This is a genomic window from Paraburkholderia kururiensis JCM 10599 = LMG 19447, assembly GCF_003986935.1.
GTDB lineage: Bacteria > Pseudomonadota > Gammaproteobacteria > Burkholderiales > Burkholderiaceae > Paraburkholderia > Paraburkholderia kururiensis.
In genome coordinates this window covers 291911-313897 of sequence record NZ_RJZE01000003.1, presented here as the reverse complement: position 1 = coordinate 313897, position 21987 = coordinate 291911, and the positions used below count along the sequence as shown (strand labels likewise).

At 68.0% G+C, this 21987-nt stretch carries 2 protein-coding genes; both read left to right on the top strand.

The genetic code is table 11. The features are described from left to right. The first annotated feature begins 2 nt into the window (after positions 1–2). Positions 3–16226 (top strand): non-ribosomal peptide synthetase, encoded by a 16224-nt coding sequence (locus tag PKKP23_RS05415; RefSeq protein ID WP_126876085.1) that lies wholly within the window; start codon positions 3–5, stop codon positions 16224–16226. Beyond that, positions 16213–21942 (top strand): non-ribosomal peptide synthetase, encoded by a 5730-nt coding sequence (locus PKKP23_RS05410; protein WP_161978075.1) that lies wholly within the window; start codon positions 16213–16215, stop codon positions 21940–21942. The genes PKKP23_RS05415 and PKKP23_RS05410 overlap by 14 nt, the downstream gene beginning before the upstream one ends. Positions 21943–21987 lie beyond the last annotated feature (45 nt).

Sequence of the window (21987 nt, the reverse complement as noted above, 5' to 3'; positions counted from 1 at the left end):
TCATGCAAGCCAATCAATTCGATCTTCACTTCTTGCCCGCCCGCGTTGCGCGATTCGCCAACGAGCGGCCTCACGCGACAGCCGTTGTGGATCGCGATGGGCCGCTCAACTGGCAGGACCTGTGGGCGTGGTCCGGCCGTCTCGCGTCGAAGCTCGCCCATGCGCACGTTCAGCCGGGCGATCGCGTGGCCATTGCGTGTCCGCGTGGTGCCGCATTCGTCGCGAGTGTGCTCGCCGTCTGGCGGTTGCGCGGCTGCTACGTGCCGCTCGATCCTGCGTTGCCTGCGGCGCGCCTGCGGTGGCAGGCGCAGGACTGCGCCGCGCGCGTGATCGTGGGCAGCGGCACGACGCTGGGCGAGTGGTGGCCTGAAGGTGTGCCGTTGGTCGATGCGCAGTCGCTGCGTGTTCCACATGACGCCGACACACAGGTCGCGCCGATGCTGCCCGCCGACGACAGCGTCTTCGTCTGGCCCGCCTACGTCATTTACACCTCGGGCTCGACCGGGCAGCCCAAAGGCGTCGTGTTGAGCCATGCGGCGCTCGCGGCGTATCTGCGCAGCCTCGCCGGGCGCTTGCCCGATGGCATCGCCAGCGCGGCATGGATTTCGACGCCTGCCGCGGACCTGGGTCACACGGCGCTCTTCGGCGCGCTGTGGCACGGCTGGACGCTGCACGCCATCGACGCCGACGTGGCCGGCGACCCCGATGCCTTCGGCACCTACATGGACACACATGCGGTGGATTTGCTGAAGATCGTGCCGAGCCATCTGGATGCGTTGATGCAGGGCTATGCGCCTGCGTCGGTGTTGCCGCGCCGCTGCCTCGTGGTGGGCGGCGAAGCGGCACCGGCCAGGCTTGCTGCGCAGGTGGCCTTGCTGCGCTCGGGCTGCGTGCTGATCAATCACTACGGGCCTACCGAAACGGCGGTCGGCGTGCTCACGCACACGGGCGACGCCGGGCGTGCGACAACACTGCCGCTCGGCACGCCGCTCGCGCACGTGGAAGCGCGCATCATCGATGCGGACGGCAACGCGGTGCCGAAGGGCGTGACGGGGGAGCTTTGCGTCGGTGGGGCGAGCGTGGCCTACGGCTTCCTGGGCCGACCATCGCTCACGGCGGAGCGCTTCGTGCCCGATTCCGCGGGACACGGCGCGCGACTCTATCGCACCGGCGACAAGAGCCGGCGCTTGCCTCGCGGCGAGTTCGCGTTTCTCGGTCGACTCGACGACCAGGTGAAGATTCGCGGCTTTCGTGTGGAACCCGAAGAAATTGCGGCGCGGCTGCGCGCCGAGGAAGGCGTGCGCGATGCGATTGTCATCGCGCGTGCAGACGAAGGCGACGGATCGTTGAAGCTCGCGGCGTATCTCACGTCCTCCGCACCGCTCGACATCGACGCCATTCGCGCGCGGCTCGCCGCGCAATTGCCCGACTACATGGTGCCGTCGTCGCTGCAGGTGCTTGCGGCGTTGCCGCTGACGGCCAACGGCAAGGTGGATCGCGCGGCACTGCCTGCGTCCTGCGACGACGCAACGGCGCAACGCCCCGTACGTATCGAGCCGCGCAACGAATCCGAGCATGCGCTCGCCGCAATATGGAAGCAGGTGCTCAAACGCGAGGACATTGGCGTCTCGGACAACTTCTTCGAGATTGGCGGCGATTCGATACTGAGCCTGCAGATCATCGCGAAGGCGCGCCGCGCAGGGCTCAAGCTCACGCCGAAACAGATGTTCGACTACGCGACCATCGAAGCGGCGGCGCGCGTCGCGATTGCATTGCCCGCCGATGTACCGATGCCGGGTGCCGCGCGGCCTCCGGTCGCTGGGGTCGATGAACGTGTGGTCGCCAGTGAGCACAACGCAGCAGAGGAAGACGAGTGGTTCGCGCAGGCCGGCGTTGCGCGCGATGCCGTGGAAGCGGTTTATTCAGCCACGCCGATGCAACAGGGGTTGCTCTTTCACGGCATGTTCGCGGGCGACCCGGGCCTCTACGTTTCGCAACTGCGCCTGACCCTTGCGAACCTGCGCGTGGATGCAATGCGTCGCGCGTGGGCAATCGTCGTGGCGCGTCATCCCGTGCTGCGTACGCGCTTTGTTTGCCCGCCTGGTGGCGAACCGCTTCAGGTCGTCGAGCGGCACGCCGCGTTGCCGTTCGATCTGCATCCTCTTCAAGCCGAAACGGCCGATGCCTATGAAGCAGCGTTCCAGAGCGCACGCGCTTCGATTGAGGCTCGTGGTTTCGATCTGCAGGCCGCGCCGCTCATGCGCGTCGATGCATTCGTGCGGCCGGACGGTGCGCATGACGTGCTCTGGACGCACCACCATGCGTTGACGGACGGCTGGAGCACGGCGCAGGTGGCGTCCGAGGTCGTGCGCGCCTATGCCGCGCTGGTCGATGGACACGAGCCCGGCATGACGCCCGATGCCACGTCTGGTTCGCGCTACGTGGACTATGTGCGCTGGCTGCGTCGGCAGCCCGACGTGAGTGCCTTCTGGCGCACGCGACTCGCCGCGTTCCAGACGTCCGCCGGTCTTGCGGATGCGCTCGGCGGCAATGCGTTCTTCGATTCAAACCGCGTGCCGCGAGGCGCCGCAGGGAGCAGCGCGAACGAGACCCGGCGTATCGTGCGCGAAATCGGCGCAATGGACTACGCACGTGCCCAACGTGCGGCGCGGCGTGCGCAGGTCACGCTCAACACGCTTGTACAAGCGGCCTGGGCCCTTGTGCTCGCGCATTTTTCGGGGCGCGGCCAGGTGGTGTTCGGCACCACCGTGTCGGGGCGGCCGGCGGAATTGCCCGCGGCGCAGTCCATCGTCGGGCTCTTCATCAACAGCCTGCCGCTGGCCGTCGATATCGAACCTGCTGCACCCATCGCCGCCTGGCTTGCCGCGCTTCAGCGCAGCAACGCCGAATTGCGCGAGGTCGAGCACACGCCGCTCGCCTCGTTGCAGCAGTGGGCGGGAGTGCGTGGCAGTTCGCTCTTCGACAGCCTCGTCGTATTCGAAAACTATCCGCTCGACGAAGCTATCGATGCGAAGCGCGAGGCTGTGGGTCTGCGCGGCGTGGATGCCTACAGCCGCACGCATTTGCCCCTTACGCTCGTGGCTGCACCGCGTGGGACGGCGCCGCAAATACGGGGTGAGGGGCTCCGGATCGAATGGCATTGGCACGCCGCGCATGTTTCGGAGAATGCGGTGTTGCGGCTTGCAACGCATTTCGAACGCGTGCTCGATCGAATGGCTCAACGGGTCGAAGCATCGGACGACGCTCGGCTGCGCGACATCGCGCTCGACGCTGTAACCGCGGATGCCGGGCGCACATCGTCCACGTTCCCTTTCGAGGCCGTGACCACGCGCATCGAAACACAGGCCAGGGTGCGACCCGATGCTGTCGCAATCCGCTTTACCGGCGACGATGGTGTACACGTGTCGGTAACGTATCGCGAACTCAATGCATGGTCGGCGCGCATTGCGCAGGGGTGCCTGCGTGTTTGCGCAGGAGCCGGCGAGCGTCGCATCGGCGTAGCAATGACGCGCTCGCCCGCTCTGGTTGCAGCGATACTCGGCGTGCTGCGTTCGGGCGCGGCCTATGTGCCGCTCGATCCCGCCTATCCCGACGACCGCTTGCGCGAGATCGCGCTCGATGCGGGGCTCGACGCGGTGCTCACCGAGCCCGCGCACATGCCGAGGTTTGCATCGCTGCTGCCGGGCGTCGCGTTGCTTGATGAAAGCGTGTTGCGTGTTCAGGGCGATGCTTCGCAGGTAGACGCAACGTTTGCGCAACCGCATGCGCAGCAGCTTGCATACGTGATCTATACCTCAGGCTCGACCGGTCGCCCCAAAGGCGTGGGCATCACGCACGCGGACATGGCGCGTCTTTTCGATGCCACGCAGTCCCGCTTCGGCTTCAACGGGCAGGACGTATGGACGCTGTTCCACTCGTACGCATTCGACTTCTCCGTGTGGGAAATCTTCGGCGCACTCGTGCACGGCGGCCGGCTCGTGATCGTGCCGCACTGGACAGCGCGCGAGCCATCGGCCTTCCACGCGCTGCTCAGGTGCGAAGGCGTGACGGTGCTGAACCAGACACCGTCTGCGTTCGTGCAACTGACGCAGGCCGACCGCGACAACACGCTGACGGCGCTGCGCACGGTGATCTTCGGCGGGGAACGTCTGGAGCCGGCATCCATTGCGCGCTGGGCCGAAGGTGCGAAGGCAAAGGGTGTGCTGCCGTCGCTCGTGAACATGTACGGCATCACCGAGACCACGGTTCACGTGACTTACCGCCTGCTCGATGACGCGGCACTGGAGGCGGGGCGTAGTGTGATCGGCGCGCCCCTGGACGACCTCACGCTGCAGGTGCTGGACGGGGACCTGAACCGCGTGCCGGTAGGCGCGGTGGGCGAACTGTATGTGGGCGGCGCGGGTCTGGCGCGCGGCTATCTGGGCAGGCCAGGGCTCACGGCGGAACGCTTCGTGCCTGATCCGTACGGCGAGCCGGGTGCACGCCTGTACCGCTCGGGCGACGTTGCACGTCGGCTGCCCGATGGCGATCTGGAGTACCTGGGACGCAACGACGCCCAGGTGAAGGTGCGCGGCTTCCGCATCGAACCGGGGGAGATCGAGGCGGCGCTGCTGGCACACGAAGCGGTGCGCGAGGCGGCGGTGGTGGTCGCAGGCGGCGAGGGGACGGAAAAGCGGCTGGTGGCCTACGTGGTGCCGGAAAACGGCGGGACCGGCCCCGACGTTGCACGCTGGCAGACGTGGCTCAGTGCGCGTCTGCCGTCGCATATGGTGCCGAGCTCGTACGTGGAACTCGAACGTTTGCCGCTTACGCCGAACGGCAAGCTGGATCGCCGGGCGTTGCCTGTACCGGAATTCGCGTCCACGTCGCCGCTTTCGTTCGTGGCGCCTCGCGACGAAACCGAAGCGAAGCTCGCAGCGATCTGGCAGGACGTGCTGGGCGTCGACCGTGTTGGCGCGCGCGATGATTTCTTCCGGCTTGGCGGCCATTCGCTGCTCGCCGTTCGGGCCATCTCGGCGATGCGTGCCGTGTTCGGCGATGCCCCCACGCTGCGCGCGCTATTCGAACACCCCGTGCTCGAAGACTTTGCCTCGATCGTGCGCGGCACATCGTCTGCGCAGGCAGAGGCGTCGACACTCAGCGATAAAGACGGTGATAGCGACGAAGGCGATAGCGACGGCGCGCGTCAACCCATCGTGGATTACGCCCTCAGCGCACCGATACCGCTCTCTGCATCGCAGGAAAGCCTGTGGTTCATCTGGAAGCTGGATCCGCGCAGCAGCGCCTATCACGTGAGTGGCGCGTTGCGTTTCGACGGTCGCCTCGACGTGGACGCGCTGCGTGCCGCATTCGCCGCGTTGAGCGTTCGTCATCCGGCGCTGCGCATGCGCTTCGGCGAGACGGAGGGCGTTGCGCATCAACGTGTGGATGCCGGGTCGGCCGCACAAATTCGTTTGCTCGATCTGCAACGGCCTGACGCAAGCGCGGAAGAGGCAACGTTGACTGCGCGTCTGAGCGAACTCGCGCGTGAGCCGTTCGACCTCATGGCCGAACCGCCCGTGCGTGCAACGCTGGTTCGTCTCGCCGACAACCAGCATGTGCTGCATCTCGTGCTTCATCACATCGTTGGCGACGACTGGTCGGTGGGCCTGTTGTTCGACGACTTTTCGCGGCTCTATCGCGCATTCGCCGCAGGTCGTGCCGGCGAGCGCGGCGATGCAACGGCGGTTGCCGCTGCCGCATGGGTCACCTACTGCGACGTGATGCAGGCGCGCGCCGCGCACCTCACAGCCGAGCGCGAGAAAACCCAACTGAATTGGTGGCGCACCGAACTTGCCACCGACGACGAAACGGCGCACCTGCTCGCGCTGCCATTCGACCGCATCCGCACCGACGCGCGGCGCGCGCCGGGCGCACGGCTCCACATACGTGTGCCGGCCGCGACCACCGAGGCGCTGCGCGCGTTGGCCGACAAGCGCCAGGCCACGCTCTTCATGGCCCTGCTCGCAGCGTTCGACGCGCTGCTCTATCGCTACACCGGCCAGCGCGACATCCGCATCGGTGTGCCGCTTGCGGGCCGCGATCTGCCTGGCGCGGCGAACGTCGCCGGCTTTTTCGTCAACACCGTCGTGCTGCGCACGGCACCGCACGGTGCAATGCATGTTGGGCAATTGATCGACGATGTGCGTGAGCGGCTGCTGGGCGCTTACGCGAACCAGGACGTGCCGTTTGCGCGCGTCGTCAAGGCATTGCAGCCCGAGCGCGACCTCGCGCGAACGCCGCTCTTCCAGGTGCTCGTCAATCAACAGCAACACCATGATCTCGGCTCGTCGTTCGGCGATGCGTTGAACGTGACGGTGCAACCGACGGACAACGGCGAGGCGCAATTCGACTTGATGCTCAACATCGCGCATAGGCCGGATGCCGGGCTCGATCTCGCGTTCACCTACGCCACCGATGTGTTCGATGCATCCACGATCGAGCGCCTCGCACACAACTTTGCGGGATTGCTCGACGCATGGGCCACGGACCCGGAGCTGCCGCTTGCCTCGTTCGAACTGCCCGAACTGCGTGATGAGCCGACGCCGCGTGCCAAGGCGTGCTGGCCGGAACCGCTCGACGTTGCTTCGCGTATCGCGATGCACGCGGCGCAGCGCGGTGACGCGATTGCGTTGATCGATGGCGAACACCGCGTGACCTACGCGCAGCTCGACGCGTGGTCTCGCGCGATTGCGGCTGAATTGAAGCGGCGCGGCGTGAAGGCCGAAACGCGCGTCGGGGTCGCGATGCAGCGCTCCACCGCGCTGGTTGCTGCGCTGCTGGGCGTGCTGCGTTCAGGCGCGACCTATGTGCCGCTCGACCCGTCGTATCCGCGTGAGCGCCTTGCGCACATCGTCGAGGATGCCCGGCTGGGTCCCATCGTGGCCGATGCCGAAAGCCTCGCGCAGCATGACGACCTGTTCGCGTGGCGCCCGGTGATCGACGCCGGGGCGTTGCGCAACGTTGTTGCCGGTATTGAAGAGGCGCGTTTCGTTCGTCCGCATGCGCAGCAGCTTGCATACGTGATCTACACGTCGGGTTCGACAGGCCGCCCCAAAGGCGTGGGCATCACGCACGCGGACATGGCGCGTCTCTTCGATGCCACGCAGTCCCGCTTCGGCTTCAACGGGCAGGACGTATGGACGCTGTTCCACTCGTACGCGTTCGACTTCTCCGTGTGGGAGATCTTCGGCGCACTCGTACACGGCGGCCGGCTCGTGATCGTGCCGCACTGGACAGCGCGCGAGCCATCGGCCTTCCACGCGCTGCTCAGGCGAGAAGGCGTGACGGTGCTGAACCAGACGCCCTCTGCCTTCGTGCAACTGACGCAGGCCGACCGCGACAACACGCTGACGGCGCTGCGCACGGTGATCTTCGGCGGGGAACGCCTGGAACCCGCATCCATTGCGCGCTGGGCCGAAGGCGCGAAGGCGAAAGGCGTGCTGCCGTCGCTCGTGAACATGTACGGCATTACCGAGACCACGGTTCACGTCACTTACCGCCTGCTCGATGACGCGGCACTGAAGGCAGGGCGTAGTGTGATAGGCGCGCCCCTGGACGACCTCACGCTGCAGGTGCTGGACGCGGACCTGAACCGCGTGCCGGTGGGCGCAGTGGGCGAACTGTATGTGGGCGGCGCGGGCCTTGCGCGCGGCTATCTGGGCAGAGCGGGCCTCACGGCGGAACGCTTCGTGCCCGATCCGTACGGCGAGCCGGGTGCACGCCTGTACCGCTCGGGCGACGTTGCACGTCGGCTGCCCGATGGCGACCTGGAGTACCTGGGACGCAACGATGCCCAGGTGAAGCTGCGCGGCTTCCGCATCGAGCCGGGGGAGATCGAGGCGGTGCTGCTGGCACACGAAGCGGTGCGCGAGGCAGCGGTGGTGGTCGCAGGCGGCGAGGGTGCGGAAAAGCGGCTGGTGGCCTACGTGGTGCCCGAAAGCAGCGAGACCGGAACCGACATTGCACGCTGGCAGACGTGGCTCAGTGCGCGTCTGCCGTCGCATATGGTGCCCACGTCGTACGTGGAACTCGAACGTTTGCCGCTCACGCCGAACGGCAAGCTGGATCGCCGGGCGTTGCCTGCGCCCGAAGCGACGAGTACGACACGCGCGGTGGCACCGTCGAGCCCCGACGAAGAAGCGTTGCTCGCGGTCTGGCGCAACGTACTGCGTCGCGACGATATCGGCGTGACCGACAACTTCTTCGTTGTTGGCGGCGATTCGATCCTGAGCTTGCAGATTGTCGCGAAGGCGCGCGATGCCGGGCTGCATCTGACGCCGCGCATGGTGTTCGAGGCGCCGACTGTCGAGAGCCTGGCACGCGCGGCGCGGGCCGCGTCGCCGCAGCACGCACGCGGCGACGCGCAGTCCGCGGGTACCGGCACGTCGTATTCGACCGATCTCTGGCGCGCACTCGGTCTCGCGCCCGAGCATATCGAAGACGTCTATCCGGCCACGCCGCTGCAAAGCGGGCTGCTCTATCACTCGCTCGCTGCGGAGCCGGGGCAGACGGCGTACCTGAACCAGATGCGCGTCACGCTCACGGGCACGATTGACGGAGACGCGATGCGCGCGGCGTGGCAGGCTGCGTTCGAACGTCACGCCGTTCTGCGCACGTGCTTTGCGTGGTCGCACGGCGGTGAGGCGATGCAGATCGTCCATCGGCGGCTCACGCTGCCGTTCGACATGCACGACTGGTCTGCTGCCGGCGACTACGATGCGCGTCTTGCTGCCTGGCGCGAGCGCGATCTCGCTGCGGGCATGGCGCTCGATGCTGCGCCGTTGATGCGCGTCGCGCTGTTCGTGCGCGACGCACGCACGGTCGATCTGGTCTGGACGCACCACCATGTGCTGCTCGACGGCTGGAGCGTGGCGAGTCTGGTTGGAGAAATTCTGCGGGACTATCGGGCGCGTGTGGCGGGTACGTCCGTCGTCTTTGAATCCACTGCGCCATATCGTCAGTATGTCGAATGGATTCGCGCGGCGGCGAGCGACGCTGAGACGCAGGCCTGGTGGCGCGAGCGCATCGCGCAGGCGTTCTGCGAGGACGACCCCGCGACGCTCACGGCGAGCGTTCCTGCGCCACGCGTGCAGGAAGCCGGCACGCATGCGCGCAGGCAACGGATCGATGCCACGCTGGCTTCGCAACTTCAGGCTGCGGCGCGCCGCTACGAAGTCACGCTCAATACGCTGATGCAAGGAGCGTGGGCCGTGGTGCTTGCGCGCTACGGACATCGGCGCAGCGTTGCGTACGGCACGACGTTTTCGGGGCGCCCCGCGCATGTGCCAGGCATCGACCGCATGCTGGGCCTTTTCATCAACACGCTACCCGTGTGGGTGGAGGTGAAGGCGGACGCGGACGTGGGCGTGTGGCTGCGCGACTTGCAGCAGGCGTTTGCGACGCTGCGGCAGTACGAGCACACGCCGCTCGCGCAGGTGCAGCAGTGGGCGGGGCGCAGCGGTGATGCGCTGTTCGACAGCCTCGTGGTGTTCGAGAACTATCCCGTGGACGTTGCGCGCGATGGCGACGGCGACCTCGAAATTGGCGCCGTTGAATCGGTGGACCCGACGCACTACCCGCTGGCGCTCGCGATCATTCCGCGAGCGCAGGGCTTGGCGCTCGAATGGTCGTGGGATGGGGCGCGGATTGATCGCACGACGGTGGAGCGTCTGGCGACGCACTACGAGACGGTGCTGCGGCAGCTGGCGGAGGACTCTGCACGGCGTGTCGGCGAGCTTGAGCTACTGACGCGTGGTTCCGGTGAAGCAGCGTTAACGCGCTATCCGTTCATGTCGTTGGGGACGGCGCTGGTGGCGCAGGCGCAGCGCGCGCCCTCAGCCGTGGCGGTGCGCTGCGAGGACGAATCGCTGGGCTACGGCGAACTCGATGCATGGTCGGCGGCGGTCGCCCGGCAGCTCATGGAACGCGGCGCAGGCGCCGAACATCGCGTGGGACTGTGCGTGCGACGCGGCCCGGCGCTGATCGCGGCGCTGGTGGGCATCATCCGCTCGGGGGCGGCCTTCGTGCCGCTGGACCCGGAGTACCCGGCCGCACGCCTGACGCAGATGATGCAGGACGCGGGCATCACCCGCGTGGTGGCCGACGCGGTGAGCGCGCAGCGCATGGCCGGTGTGCTGGCGGGCTGCGAGGTGATCGATGTGCGCGAGGCCGGTGTGTCTGGGATGGCCCCAGCCGGCGGCTTCACCGCAGCCCTGCACCCCGACCAGCTTGCCTACGTGCTGTACACCTCCGGCTCCACGGGCCGCCCCAAGGGCGTGGCGGTGAGCCACGGCGCGCTGTGGACGCACCTGCAGGACTTCCTCGCGACCTACGGCATCAGCGCGGCCGACACGGTGCTGCACTCGTCGACGGTCAACTTCGACGTGGCGCTGCACGAGACGCTGCCGGCGCTGCTCACGGGCGCGACCGTGGAGATGCGCGGCGAACAGCCGTGGGACCTGCAGGGGCTGGGCGAACGGCTGGTGAGCCGCGGCGTGACCTTCGCACGCATTCCGACGGCGCTGTGGCAGCAGTGGCAGCGCCATGCGCCGCCGCGCGAGGCCCTGCGCCTGCGGCAGGTGACGGTGGGCGGCGAGGCGCTGCCGGGCGATGCGCTCGCGCACTGGCGCGAAGGACCGCTCGGTGACATCCGGCTGGACAACCTCTACGGCCCCACGGAGACCACGATAGCGGCGCTGTACCGCCGGACACAGGACGAAGACACGGGCGAGGTAACGGTGCCGATCGGCCGCCCCTATCCGGGCCGCACGGCCCGCGTGCTGGACGCATTCGGCGACGGGGCCCCGGTGGGCGGTCTGGGCGAACTGTGCATCGGCGGCCCGACGGTGGCACGCGGGTACCTGGGGCGTGCCGCGCTCACGGCGGAGCGCTTCGTGCCGGACCCGTACGGCGGACCCGGTGCACGCCAGTACCGCAGCGGCGACCTGTGCCGCATGCGTGCGGACGGCACGGTGGAATTCCTCGGGCGGCTGGACCAGCAGGTGAAGCTGCGCGGGCAGCGCATCGAGCCGGGAGAGATCGAGGCGGTGCTGCGGCAGTGCCCGGGCGTGCGCGAGGCGGCGGTGGTGGTGACGGGCGAGGGGGAGAAGCGCAGGCTGGCGGCGTATGTGTCTGGCTGTGTATCGGGCGACGTACAGCCCGATACCCTGCAGCGGACGCTGGAGCAGAAGCTGCCGGGCTACATGGTGCCGTCGTCGGTGACGGTGCTGGAGCGTCTGCCGTGGATGCCCAGCGGCAAGCTGGACCGGGCCGCGCTGCCGCCGCCGCAGGAGGTACCGCGCGGGCGGGTGGGACCGTCGAACGAACTGGAGGCGCTGCTGCTGTCGGTGTGGTGCGCGGTGCTGGGCCGCGAGGACCTTGGCGTGACGGAGAACTTCTTCGAGGCGGGGGGCGATTCGATCCAGAGCCTGCAGATCATCGCGAAGGCGAGACAGGCGGGGCTGAAGCTCACGCCGCGGCAGGTGTTCGAGCATCCGACGGTGGCGGCGCTCGCGCAGCGGGTGGAGCGGCTTGATGTGCAGGCCAGCGCGAACCTGGTCGAAGACGATGAACCGCTGGCGCTCACGCCGATCCAGCGGCTGTTCTTCGAACGCTATCCGCAGGGGGAATCGCACTGGAACCAGGCGGTGCTGCTGAAGGTGCGGGGCCGTCTGGACGTGCCCGCGCTGGAGCGTGCCGCGAGGGCCCTGGCGCAGCGTCACGACGCGCTGCGGCTGCGGTTCGTGAAACGGGAGGAGGGCTGGAAGCAGGTCGCAGCGCATGAGATCGACGAAGGGGTGGTGCGCAGCGAACCGCTGGCGTCACTGTCGGAACTGGAGGCGGCGTGCGGGCGCATCCAGGCGAGCCTGGATATCGAACGTGGACCGGTGTGGCGGCTGGGGTACTTCGAGATGCCGGAAGGGGAAACGCGGCTGCTGGTGGCGATCCACCATCTCTCGGTGGACGGTGTGTCGTGGCGTGTGCTGCTCGACGAACTGCAGACGGCGTACGGGCAGGCTGAGCGCTGCGAACCCGTCACGTTGCCGGCGGCATCGACATCGTGGCGTACGTGGGTGCGTCATCTGCTTCGCTATGCGCAAACAGAGCCGGTGCAATCCGAAGCATCGTGGTGGCAGCAGGCGCTCTCCACGCTCGATGCCACAGCCGATCTGCCGTTCCGCCCCGCCGCGGGCACGCGTATGGCGCACAGCGCCACCCTCGACTGGACGCTTGATGCGGCACGCACGCGCGATCTGCTGCAAAACGCTTCGCGTGCATACCGCACGCGAGTCGATGAATTGCTGCTCGCGGCGCTGGCGCGTGCACTCGGAAAATGGAGCGGTGCGAAGGAGGTGGCCGTCGAACTCGAAGGCCATGGCCGCGAAGATGTGATCGACGGCGTGGACCTGAGTCGCACTGTCGGCTGGTTCACCACGCGCTTTCCCGTCGCGTTGCCCGCTGCGCACGTCGCGCCCGGCGACGCGCTCGTCGCGGTGAAGACGCGCGTGCGCGCCGTGCCGCACAAGGGACTGCATTGGGGCTTGCTCGATGCGAGTCGCGAGCGCCGGCGTCCAGCGGTGAGCTTCAACTATCTGGGCCGCTTCGATCAGTCGCTCGATGCCGACTCGCGCTTCACGTTCAGCGCCGAGCCTGCGGGCGCCACGCATGGCGACGGCGCGCGGCTCGACTACGCGCTGGACCTCAACGGCATCGTCACAGGCGACACGCTGCTGCTGCGCTGGCGTTTCGATCCGGCGAGGATCGATCGCGAAACGGTGGAGCGTCTTGTAGCCGACTTCGATTTCGAAGTCGGCTCGCTCATCGCGCACTGCATGGCTGCGCCGCCCGGCGCAAGCGCATCCGACTTCCCGCTCTCGGGCCTCGACGACGCGCAGTTGCGCGCGTTCGGCCTGCGCCTGGGCAGCGTCGCGGACATTTACCCCGCCACGCCGCTGCAACAGGGGTTGCTCTATCACAGCGAGCTTGCTCACGGCCAGGGCGTCTACGTGAACCAGCTTCAGCTGACGCTTGCTGGTCCCTTCGACGCCAACGCGCTACGCGCCGCGTGGCAGGCCGCCGTCGCGCGTCACGACGCATTGCGTACGCGGTTCGTACGGCATCCTGACGGTATGTTGATGCAGGTAGTGGAGCGCGAGGCGGCGTTGCCGTTCGTGGTGCACGACTGGCGCGATATCGGCAATGCCCACGCCTCGGACTACGAGGCTCGCCTTGCGACGTGGCGAAAGACCGATCTCGCGGCGGGCATCGATGCATCACAGGCGCCGCTCATGCGCGTCAACGTGTTCCTGCGTCCGGACGGCCGTTTCGATCTCGTGCGCACCCACCATCACGTGCTCACCGACGGCTGGAGCGGTGCGCGGCTCCTGAGTGAAGTCTTCGACGACTACGAACGCGCGCTCGGCGCACGGCATGAAGCGGCACGCGTGGCGACGGTGCCGCCGCCGTATCGCCGCTATGTGGAGTGGCTTGCTAAGCAGCCCGATCCGCGGGACTGGTGGCTCGAGAGGCTCGCGGCGCTCGACGATCCAGGCACGCTGACGGCGAGCCTTGCCGCGCCGCGTGAGAGCCCTGAGCGTGCGCCGACAAAAGTTGTGACGCAAAAGGCCGTGACGCAACGGGCCGTGACGCGGCTCGACGCCGCGCTCGACCAGCGCGTGCGCCGCGCGGCACAGCGGCATCGCGTGACGCTCAACACGCTGATGCAAGGCGCGTGGGCCGTGCTGCTCACGCGGCTGAGCGGCAAGTCCACCGTCGCATTCGGCGTCACGGTGTCGGGTCGCCCGGCCGCGCTTGCAGGCGCGGAGGAGGTGTTCGGTCTCTTCATCAACAGCTTGCCCGTGTTCGTACGTGTACCCGGTGAGGCAGCGGTGTCGGACTGGCTGGCCGAGGTGCAGCGCTGGAACGTGGAGATGCGCGAAGTGGAGCACACGCCGCTGGCTTCGTTGCAGCAATGGGCGGGGCGAAGCGGCGATGTGCTGTTCGACAGCCTCATCGTCTTCGAAAACTATCCCGTTGCCGCGCGTGCGGAACGCGTGACGGGCAGCGACGCGAGCCGCTTGCGCGTGGAGCGTGTGGATGCCGTCGAGCGCACGCACTATCCGTTGACGCTGACTATCCTGCCGGCAAAACAGCTCGAACTGCATTGGGGCTGGGACAGCCGGCGGCTCGATCAGGCGCAGATCGCTGCGTTGCAGCGGCACTATCTGCTGCTGCTCGATGCGCTGGCCGAGGAAGGCGAGCACGCGGCGCGTTTTATCGGCGACGTAGTCGTGCAGCGCGGTGCGCCTCATGCCGAAGCGTTGCCCGAAACAGCGTGGCTTGCGTGCCACGAGCGCTTCGCCGCCGAGGCCGCGCGTGTGCCGACGCGCATCGCGGTGCGTCAGCACGGCGCCGCCGTGGACTATGCGACGCTGGCGCGCTGGGCCGCGGCAATCGACGCACGACTGCGCGCAAGCGGGGTGGCTCGCGAAGAACGCGTCGCCGTCTGTATGCGGCGATCGCCGGCTCTCATCGCGAGCATGCTCGGTGTGTGGCGTAGCGGCGCGGCGTACGTGCCGCTCGATCCGTCGTTCCCGGCCGACCGTTTGCGCTTCATGCTCGATGACGCGGGCATCACGCGAATCATTGCGGATACCGAAGGAATCGAGCGACTTCAAGATGGGCTTGATGGGCGCATCGTGATCGACGCGGATCTGCCAGCGAACGCGGAAAGTACAGAGCCGCTGCCGGCACGGCCCGTTACTGCCGATCAGCTTGCCTACGTCATCTACACGTCGGGATCGACAGGCCGTCCGAAGGGCGTCGCGGTTTCGCATGGCGCACTGGCGAGGCTCATCGCGAGCGTGGGTATCGCGCCAGGCCTTTCCGAACACGACGTGCTGCTTTCGGTCACCACGTCCTCGTTCGATATCTCGTTGCTCGAATTCTGCTTGCCCCTCACGAAGGGCGCGTGCATCGAGCTTGCCGATGCGCAAACGGCCGGCAATGGCGAAGCGCTCGCCGCGCTGATCGAGACGAGCGGCGCCACGGCCATGCAGGCCACGCCGAGCGGCTGGCGCTTGCTGGTGGAAGCAGGCTGGCGCGGCCCAGCAGACGGGCGTGGCTTCGCGGCCCTCTCGGGAGGCGAAGTGCTGGCGCCCGACCTTGCCGCGCAATTGATGGCGCGCGGCGTCTCGCTCTGGAACCTGTACGGGCCGACTGAAACGACGATCTGGTCCACGTGCGCGCGCCTCGTGCCCCGCGAGCCCGTCACGATCGGTCGTGCGCTGCATGCGAACACGCTGCGCATCGTCGATGCGAGTGGGGCGCTGACACTGCAAGGCGGCATCGGCGAGCTTTGCATCGGCGGCGACAACCTGGCGCGCGGTTATCTCGGTCGCGCTGCGCTCACGGCTGAACGCTTCGTGCCCGATCCGTGGGGACCGCCCGGCGCGCGGATGTACCGCACGGGTGACCTTGCACGCGAGCGGCGCGAGGGCGACATCGAATGCCTGGGGCGCATTGACCAGCAGGTGAAGCTGCGCGGATATCGCATCGAGCCTGGCGAGATCGAAGCGGCGCTGCGCGAGTTCGATGGCGTAAGCGACGCGGCCGTTGCGCTCGTGCCGGGCGTGGGCACTGCGGAGCCGCGGTTGATCGGCTATGTCGTGGCGAGCGACGGCCGGGCGTTGCCGCAGGAATGGCGGGCAATGCTGCGTGCGCGCTTGCCGGCCTACATGGTGCCGGCCGCGATCCATGTAATCGACGCGCTGCCGCGCACTGCGAACGGCAAGCTCGACCGCAATGCACTCGCGCGCTTTGGCGATCCTAGTGCAGATGATGCGTCGTGGGCTGAACCTGTGGGCGAAGCGCAGACGCTGATCGCGCAGGCATTCGGCGAGGTGCTGGGCATTGCGCGCGTTGGCGCGGATGACGACTTCTTCGCAATGGGCGGCCATTCTCTTGCGGCGGTGCGCGTGATTGCGCGGCTTTCTGAGGGGCTGGGCCGAAAGGTGGCGCTCGCGATGCTGTTCGACGCGTCCACGCCCGCCCGACTCGCCGCGGCACTTGCCGCCGACGCACCTGATGCCGCTGCGGCCGACGCACCGCGAGCGCAAGCCGCCGCATTGCAGGCACTCGACGGACTGTTCGATGAACTCGATTGAGGCGATCCACGATATGTCGACTACGACGACGAACGAACCGACTGTCGGCGCGGTTGCACAAACCGATGCGATGCACGGTGATGCTCATACGGTGGCGCACGCTGCATCCGGTTCGCAGGACGGTCAGGACGCTACGAGCCAGGCGCTTGCCATCTCGCGCAAATACGCGGCGCTGGCGGTGCAACAGCGGCGTCGTTTTCGCGAGAGGGTGCGCGAACAGGGCATCGATCCGGCGCGCTTGCCTGTCGTGCCGCTTTCGCGCGATTCGTCCGAGCCGGACGACGGCGGTCATTGTTATCCACTGTCTGCGTCGCAGCAGCGGCTCTGGTTTCTGTGGAACGTCGATCCGTCGAGCCCTGCCTACAACCTTTCGCGGGCGATGAGGTTGACGGGCGCGCTCGACGTTGGCGCGCTGCGTCGCGCATTCGATGCGCTCGTTGCACGGCACGGTGCGCTGCGCGCAACCTTCATCGAGCGGGATGGCATGGCGCTTCAGCGGATTCCTGACGCAGCAGGCTACGCGTGGCGAGAGCGTGTGCTGGACGATCCGGCTGCATTGAGCAAGACGTTGCGTGAAGCGGCGCGCGAGCCGTTCGATCTGCGAGCGGGGCCGATGCTGCGAGTCGATCTGATTACGCTTGATACGGACTGCCACGTTTTGCTCGTCGTGACCCATCACATCGTTTCGGATGGTTGGTCGCAGGCGTTGCTCGTGCGCGAACTGGCGGCACTGTACGGTGCCGCGATGAGAAGTGATGGGCGCGAAGAGAGGGAAGGAAGCGATATTGCGCGGTCGTTGCCGCAGCCCGGCATTCATTTTGGCGACGTCGCTGCGTGGCAGGAAGAATGGCGCGACGGCGTGCCCGACGACGACCTCGCCTACTGGATTGCCCGACTCGGCGTGGAGCGGCCTGCGCTCGAATTGCCGCTCGATCGTGCGCGACCGGCGGTGCGCAGCGTGGATGGCGGGCGCTGCCGCGTGGACGTGAGCGCCGAACTCGCGCGGCCGTTGCGTGACCTCGCGCGCCGACACGGTACGACGCTGTTCACGGTGCTGCTCGGCGCCTATGCGGCGCTGCTGTACCGATATGGCGGACAGACGTGCATACGCATAGGCGTGCCGTCGGCAGGCAGACGACGACGCGAAACGGAGGCGCTGATCGGTTATTTCGTGAATACGCTCGTCATCGAGGCCGACGTTTCTGGCGCCATGCCGTTCGATGCGCTGCTTGCGGGCCTGCATGCACGTGTGCTGGAGGCACAGGAGCACCAGGACGCCTCGTTCGGTCGCGTGCTCGATTCGCTTCATCTCGAGCGCGACCTTGGCCGCGCGCCGCTCTTTCAGGTGATGTTCAACCTCGAACAGGCGACGAGCGAGGCGTCGGTGGCGATGCCGGGTCTCGTCGTGCAGGCCGAGGAAAGCGGAACGGGCACGGCGCGGTTCGATCTCGCGCTGAACGTGGTCGATGACGGGCACGCGCTGAGGCTGATGTTCAATTACGCGGTCGATGTGTTCAATCGCACGACGGTGGAGCGTGTGGCGACGCACTACGAGACGGTGCTGCGGCAGCTGGCGGAGGACTCTGCACGGCGTGTCGGCGAGCTTGAGCTGTTGCCGCGTGGTTCCGGTGAAGCAGCGTTGACGCGCTATCCGTTCGGGTCTTTAGGGGCAGCGCTGGTGGCGCAGGCGCAGCGCACGCCCTCAGCCGTGGCGGTGCGCTGCGAGGACGAATCGCTGGGCTACGGCGAACTCGATGCATGGTCGGCGGCGGTCGCGCGGCAGCTCATGGAACGCGGCGCAGGCGCCGAACATCGCGTGGGACTGTGCGTGCGGCGCGGTCCCGCGCTGATCGCAGCGCTGGTGGGCATCATCCGCTCGGGGGCGGCCTTCGTGCCGCTGGACCCGGAGTACCCGGCCGCGCGCCTGACGCAGATGATGCAGGACGCGGGCATCACGCGCGTGGTGGCCGACGCGGTGAGCGCGCAGCGCATGGCGCAGGTGCTGGCGGGCTGCGAGGTGATCGATGTGCGCGAGGCCGGTGTGTCCGGGATGGCCCCAGCCGGCGGCTTCACCGCAGCCCTGCACCCCGACCAGCTTGCCTACGTGCTGTACACCTCCGGCTCCACGGGCCGCCCCAAGGGCGTGGCGGTGAGCCACGGCGCGCTGTGGACGCACCTGCAGGACTTCCTCGCGACCTACGGCATCAGCCCGGCCGACACGGTGCTGCACTCGTCGACGGTCAACTTCGACGTGGCGCTGCACGAGACGCTGCCGGCGCTGCTCACGGGCGCGACCGTGGAGATGCGCGGCGAACAGCCGTGGGACCTGCAGGGGCTGGGCGAACGGCTGGTGAGCCGCGGCGTGACCTTCGCACGCATTCCGACGGCGCTGTGGCAGCAGTGGCAGCGCCATGCGCCGCCGCGCGAGGCCCTGCGCCTGCGGCAGGTGACGGTGGGCGGCGAGGCACTGCCGGGCGATGCGCTCGCGCACTGGCGCGAAGGACCGCTCGGTGACATCCGGCTGGACAACCTCTACGGCCCCACGGAGACCACGGTAGCGGCGCTGTACCGCCGGACACAGGACGAAGACACGGGCGAGGTGACGGTGCCGATCGGCCGCCCCTATCCGGGCCGCACGGCCCGCGTGCTGGACGCGTTCGGCACGCGGGCCCCGGTGGGCGGTCTGGGCGAACTGTGCATCGGCGGCCCGACGGTGGCACGCGGGTACCTGGGGCGTGCCGCGCTCACGGCGGAGCGCTTCGTGCCGGACCCGTACGGCGGACCCGGTGCACGCCAGTACCGCAGCGGCGACCTGTGCCGCATGCGTGCGGACGGCACGGTGGAATTCCTCGGGCGGCTGGACCAGCAGGTGAAGCTGCGCGGGCAGCGCATCGAGCCGGGAGAGATCGAGGCGGTGCTGCGGCAGTGCCCGGGCGTGCGCGAGGCGGCGGTGGTGGTGACGGGCGAGGGGGAGAAGCGCAGGCTGGCGGCGTATGTGTCTGGCTGTGTATCGGGCGACGTACAGCCCGATACCCTGCAGCGGACGCTGGAGCAGAAGCTGCCGGGCTACATGGTGCCGTCGTCGGTGACGGTGCTGGAGCGTCTGCCGTGGATGCCCAGCGGCAAGCTGGACCGGGCCGCGCTGCCGCCGCCGCAGGAGGTACCGCGCGGGCGGGTGGGACCGTCGAACGAACTGGAGGCGCTGCTGCTGTCGGTGTGGTGCGCGGTGCTGGGCCGCGAGGACCTTGGCGTGACGGAGAACTTCTTCGAGGCGGGGGGCGATTCGATCCAGAGCCTGCAGATCATCGCGAAGGCGAGACAGGCGGGGCTGAAGCTCACGCCGCGGCAGGTGTTCGAGCATCCGACGGTGGCGGCGCTCGCGCAGCGGGTGGAGCGGCTTGATGTGCAGGCCAGCGCGAACCTGGTCGAAGACGATGAACCGCTGGCGCTCACGCCGATCCAGCGGCTGTTCTTCGAACGCTATCCGCAGGGGGAATCGCACTGGAACCAGGCGGTGCTGCTGAAGGTGCGGGGCCGTCTGGACGTGCCCGCGCTGGAGCGTGCCGCGAGGGCCCTGGCGCAGCGTCACGACGCGCTGCGGCTGCGGTTCGCGAAGCGGGAAGAGGGCTGGAAGCAGGTCGCGGTGCATGAGATCGGTGAAGACCTGGTGCGCAGCGAACCGCTGGCGTCACTGGGGGAACTGGAGGCGGCGTGCGGGCGTATCCAGGCGGGCCTGGATATCGAAGGCGGACCGGTGTGGCGGCTGGGGTACTTCGAGACGCCGGAAGGGCAAACGCGGCTGCTGGTGGCGATCCACCATCTGTCGGTGGACGGTGTGTCGTGGCGTGTGCTGCTCGACGAACTGCAGACGGCGTACGGGCAGGCTGAGCGCGGCGAACCCGCCACGTTGCCGGCGGCATCGACATCGTGGCGTACGTGGGTGCGTCATCTGCTTCGCTATGCGAGATCCGCGGAACTCATGCACGAGCTGGCATGGTGGCAAGTCGCGCTCGATGCGCCTGCGTTACGTGCCGGTCGCCTCTTTCCCGAGCGCGCGCCGCACGCGCAGCCGCAAAAAACGCTGCGAACAAAACTCTCTGCCGACCTCACCGCGTTGCTGCTGCGCGAGGCGCCGCGTGCGTATCGGCTGCGTGTGGACGAGGTATTGCTCGCGGCGCTATCTCGTTCGATATGCGAAGTAACGTCGCGAGACGAGGTGCTCGTCGAGCTGGAAGGCCATGGCCGCGAAGATGTGATCGAGGGCGTGGACTTGAGTCGCACCGTGGGCTGGTTCACGACGCAGTATCCGCTGGCGTTGCCGGGCGCGTCCGCGGCGCCTGAAGATGCGTTGCTGCGCGTACACGAACGGCTCGGCGCGGTGCCTCGGCGTGGTTTCGGCTGGGGGCTGCTCACGCGATGTGCGGACGAAAGCGCCAGGGCCACGTTGAAGGTACTGCCGGTTCCGGAGATTGCGTTCAACTATCTGGGCCGCTTCGAACAGACGTTCCGTACAGGAGATCGGTTCGGCTTTGCGAGCGAGTCGTCGGGGGCTGCGATGGCGGCGCGCGCGCGCACGCCGGATCGCGCGCTCGACGTCAATGCCTGGATTGCCGGCGATTCGCTTTCGCTGAGCTGGGGCTACGCGCCGCAATTCGTCAGCGAGGCCGTTGCCCGACAGATCATGACGTCGTTCGAAACGACGCTCGGCGAACTGGTCGAGCACCTGCGTGTGGCCCCATCGTCGGGCCGCGAGCGGGTGGCGTCGCCACGGCCGTCGCCCATGTCGTCGCTCTTGTCGCTCTTGTCGCCATGGCCGCCGGCTCCGGCAGCGCTTCACGCCCGGGCACGTCACGACGACGTGGCCGCGAGCTGGGTGGCGCGCGCGGTCTACGAGTCCGTTTTGCCGGTGCCGCCGGCGCACGCGTTGTCGAACTGGCTCGCACGCAGCCGCAAAAGCGGGCAGACGATCGAGCGCACGTGCGCCCTGGACGCATCGTCGGACGCATCGCCGCCACACGATGCGCGGCTTCCGGCCGTGCCGCTGAATGCGCTCGGCGCGTCCACGATGCTCTTCGCCCTGCATCCGGGCTACGGCATGGTGGGCGAATACCGCACGCTGGCGCAGGCGCTGAATGGCCGCGTGTCCGTCATCGCATTGCAGGCGCCGGCCCTGCGAGGCGCACCGTGGCGTGGCGAGACGTTCGAGGCATTGGCCGCCCACTACGCCGCCTGTATCGAAGCGCTTCAGCCCGAAGGGCCGTGCGCGCTGCTCGGATGGTCGTTCGGAGGGCGGCTCGCCGTTGCAATCGCCGACGTACTGGCGCGGCGCGGCAGACGCGTGCCGTTCATCGGCATCGTGGATACGGCCACGCATCGCGAAGACGGCCTGGAGCCGTTGGCCTCGGACGAGCAGCCGGCCGCATCGTTCGACGAAACCGTTGTGACGCGCGGCGAGCGGACGCTGCTAGGCGAAGCATTCGCCGTCGACGCGATGCATGCCGCGCTGATGGCGCGCCACACGTTGCCGCGCATCGACGCCGACCTGCACGTCTGGCGTGCGTTGCGCACCGCCGACCCGCGACGCCGGATGGATTGGGCGCAATGGACTGCGGGGCAGGTGCACTGGCGGGAACTGGATGCCACTCACACGAGCATCGTCCATCACCCGGCGCTGGCGGGGCAGCTTCTGGAAGCGCTTCAGACCGTGACTACCTGACTGGAGGCGAGGGATGGCGAAGGGGCGGATGCCCCTACAAACGGC

What these genes read in the sequence shown, in the direction of transcription:
- PKKP23_RS05410 (WP_161978075.1), top strand. Translation starts at nt 16,213, where the DNA reads ATGAACTCGATTGAGGCGATCCACGATATGTCGACTACGACGACGAAC.
- PKKP23_RS05415 (WP_126876085.1), top strand. Translation starts at nt 3, where the DNA reads ATGCAAGCCAATCAATTCGATCTTCACTTCTTGCCCGCCCGCGTTGCG.